General features: G+C 31.9%; 5 protein-coding genes. All 5 read left to right on the forward strand.

The genetic code is table 11. The annotated features are described in order from the left end of the window. The coding region (locus tag Q0C22_RS04120; RefSeq protein WP_291491681.1) for a multidrug efflux SMR transporter at positions 1-291 on the forward strand (291 nt) is incomplete at its 5' end. A 2-nt stretch (positions 292-293) separates the two neighbouring features. Further along, complete coding sequence (locus Q0C22_RS04125; protein WP_291491688.1) at positions 294-1,514, forward strand: U32 family peptidase; 1,221 nt, start codon at positions 294-296, stop codon at positions 1,512-1,514. Further along, the gene (locus Q0C22_RS04130) at positions 1,468-1,974 is read left to right on the forward strand and encodes an RsmD family RNA methyltransferase (protein ID WP_291491695.1); all 507 of its coding nucleotides are present in this window, start codon (positions 1,468-1,470) and stop codon (positions 1,972-1,974) included. Before Q0C22_RS04125 ends, Q0C22_RS04130 begins: the two co-directional genes overlap by 47 nt. Before the next feature lies 1 nt (position 1,975). Then, positions 1,976-2,479, forward strand: coding sequence for a pantetheine-phosphate adenylyltransferase (gene coaD, locus Q0C22_RS04135; RefSeq protein ID WP_291491716.1), 504 nt, complete (start codon positions 1,976-1,978; stop codon positions 2,477-2,479). After that, positions 2,476-3,234 (forward strand): pyridoxal phosphate-dependent aminotransferase (locus tag Q0C22_RS04140; protein ID WP_291491725.1); only part of this gene is annotated, 759 nt, incomplete at its 3' end. The genes coaD and Q0C22_RS04140, both read left to right, overlap by 4 nt.

The raw sequence follows: 3,234 nt of genomic DNA on the forward strand, positions 1-3,234 counted from the left end.
TTTGCCGTTTTGTTTGAAATTTGTGGTACAACATCCATGCGTTTGTCAAATGGTCTTACCAAACTTTTTCCTTCCGTGGCTTTGTTTGTTTGTTATGCTGTAAGTTTTATATTTGCCACGATGGCTACAAAATATTTAAAATTAGCTATAATGTATGCTGTGTGGTCTGGTGTAGGTATTGTTGGAATAACGTTGATTGATCTTACAATTTTCCACGAAAAAATCAATTTAGTTGAAATTTTAGGTCTTGTGCTAATTTTAGCAGGTAGTGTTTTACTCAGGATTGCCTGAATATGGTTGAATTATTAAGCCCCGCGGGAAATTTTCAGAAATTAAAAACTGCTATACATTTTGGTGCAGATGCAGTTTATTGTAGTTTTGAAGATTTTGGTTTGCGCTCTCGCGCTGGAAATTTCACTTTAAAAGAGTTAAAAGAAGCCATAGAGTACACAAAAAAAACCAATAGAAAAATTTACCTAACTTTAAACTCCTATTTATTTGACAAAGATTTTGATAAATTAAAGGATTTTTTGTCTTTTTTGAAAAATTACCCTCCAGATGCTTTAATAGTTAGTGATTTTGGTGTATTGAGCTTTTTGCAGGAAACAAAGATTCCTATACATATAAGCACTCAGGCAAACATCACAAACTCATACGCTGCAAATTTTTTAAAACAATTTAATGTAGAGCGCATTATAGCAGCAAGAGAGCTTACTTTAGCTGATTTAGGTATTTTTGTTAAAAATGCAAGCCTTGATGTTGAGGTTTTTATTCATGGTGCAATGTGTATGGCTTACTCTGGAAGATGTTTTATTAGTTCTTACCTGACGGGTAGAAGTGCAAATAAAGGCGATTGTGCACAAAGCTGCAGGTGGAAATATACAATTTTTGAAGACACAAGGAAAAATATACCCTTTTTTTTAGAAGTACATAAAGAAGGCTCGTTTATATTTAATTCTTACGATTTGTGTGCTTTACCAATTTTAGATAGGATTATAGAAACTGGCGTAAAATCCCTAAAAATTGAAGGCAGAAATAAAAGTGAATACTATGCTGGCCTTACCACAAAGTCATACAGAAAAGCAATAGATAGCTACTATGAAGGTACCTTTAAAAAACATGTATTGTCCTTATATGAGCAATTAAAAACTGTAAGCCACAGACCATACAGTTTTGGTTTTTTTCTTGGAAAACCCAAACAATATCTAAAAAGCAGTGCATATCTAAAACCTTGCACTTATGTTGCACTTGTGCTTGACCGTATTGGTGATAAATTAAAACTTCTTGTAAAAAACAGGTTTGAGGCTGGATCGTTTGAATTTGTAACACCAAACGATAACATAACAGTAAGCATTAATGAAATGTATACAAACGATCTGAGTGTCAAGCAAATAGCCCATCCAGGTGAAATTGTGTATATTAAAAGCGTTGACAATGTAAATAAAAATGATATTCTTAGGTTTTGTTATGAGAGTGATAGCTGGCATTTACAAAAACAGGCCATTGGAATTTAGAAAAACAAAACAAATAAGACCTACCAAACAAATAGTAAAAAAATCTTTTTTCGATACTATTTGCCCCATTATACATGATGCAGTTTTTGTTGATTTGTTTGCTGGTAATGGTTTTATTGGTATAGAAGCTGTTTCAAGAGGCGCAAAAAAAGTTTTTTTTGTTGATAGAGATGATACATTTATAAAAAAAAACGTGCAAAATTTAAATATAAGTAGTGATAAATTTGAAATTTACCGTATGGATGTTTTTAATTTTTTGAATTTAAATGTCGTTGAAAATGCTGATATTATTTATGTAGATGCCCCTTATTCATTAAAAATAGACGATTTGGTGGTTTTTTTATTGAAAAAGATAAAAAAAGATGCTATAGTTTGCGTAGAAAGTAACAAAATGGTAGAAAATGAACGTGTTTTTAAAATAAAACAATTTGGCAATAGTATATTAAATTATTTGAGGTAATATGGATAAGTGTTGTGTTGTGGCTATTGTGCCCGGTAGTTTTGATCCTATAACAAATGGTCACATAGATATTATTAAGAGAGCATCTAAAATTTTTCATAAAGTAATAGTTGGCGTTGCAAAAAATACTGCTAAAAAATCTTTTTTTGATTTTGAAGAAAGATTTGAATTAACAAAACAGGTTATTGAATCATTAAATGTAGCGTCTATAAGTGTTGAAAAAGTTGATGGTTTGCTTGTTGATTTTGCTAAATCTAAAGGGGCTCAAGTTATAGTTAGAGGTCTTAGAGCTGTTTCCGATTTTGAGTACGAAATGGAAATGGCTTTTATGAACCGTTCTCTTGCACCAGAAATTGAGATAATTTATTTTATGCCTTACATCAAGTATTCCTTTTTAAGCTCAACTATAGTAAAGGATGTTTTTGTAAATGGTGGAGATGTAAGTGCATTTGTGTCACCAATAGTTATTGAACATATGAAAAAAAAATTTAAGGGGGAAAAATGAAGAAAAAACTTGCTGAGCGCATCGGAAGGATTGAGGAATCCATTACAATTGCTATTACAGCCAAAGCCAAAGAAATGAATGCTTCTGGGATTAAAATTTTGTCGTTTGGCGCAGGAGAGCCTGATTTTGATACACCAGATAATATTAAAGAAGCAGCTATTAAAGCTATCAGGGATGGTTTTACAAAATATACCGCAGCAGGTGGAATAAATGAACTAAAAGATGCTATTATTGAAAAAGAAAAGAAAGTTAACGGTGTGGAATATAAAAGAAACGAAATCTGCGTATCTGCTGGAGGTAAACAAAATTTATTTAATTTGTCTCAAGTATTGTTTGAAGAAGGTGACGAAGTTATAATAATAAGTCCTTATTGGGTAACATACGAAGCAATAGTAAAATATGCAAATGCTGTACCTGTTGTTATAAAAGCTAGCGATAAAACTGGTTTTGTACCCACTCAAGAGCAACTCTTAAAAGCTATAACACCAAAAACCAAAGCTATTATATTAAACAACCCTTCAAATCCAACAGGCGGTGTTTTTGAAAAGAAAGATTTAGAATTTTTAGCAGAACTTGCGCTTAAAAATGATTTCTGGATAATATCAGATGAAATGTATGAATCTATTGTATACGATGGCTACAAGCCTGTAAGCATTGCGAGCCTTTCAAAAGAAATAAGAGACAAAACAATTGTAATAAACGGTGTTAGCAAAACATACTCTATGACAGGATGGCGTATTGGATATTCTTGCGGG

It is taken from the genome of Desulfurella sp. (assembly GCF_023256235.1).
In the GTDB taxonomy this organism is placed as follows: Bacteria; Campylobacterota_A; Desulfurellia; order Desulfurellales; family Desulfurellaceae; genus Desulfurella.

Excerpts from the sequence above, each read along its gene's own strand:
- Q0C22_RS04125 (WP_291491688.1), top strand. The coding sequence starts at position 294 with ATGGTTGAATTATTAAGCCCCGCGGGAAATTTTCAGAAATTAAAAACT.
- Q0C22_RS04130 (WP_291491695.1), top strand. The coding sequence starts at position 1,468 with ATGAGAGTGATAGCTGGCATTTACAAAAACAGGCCATTGGAATTTAGA.
- coaD (WP_291491716.1), top strand. The coding sequence starts at position 1,976 with ATGGATAAGTGTTGTGTTGTGGCTATTGTGCCCGGTAGTTTTGATCCT.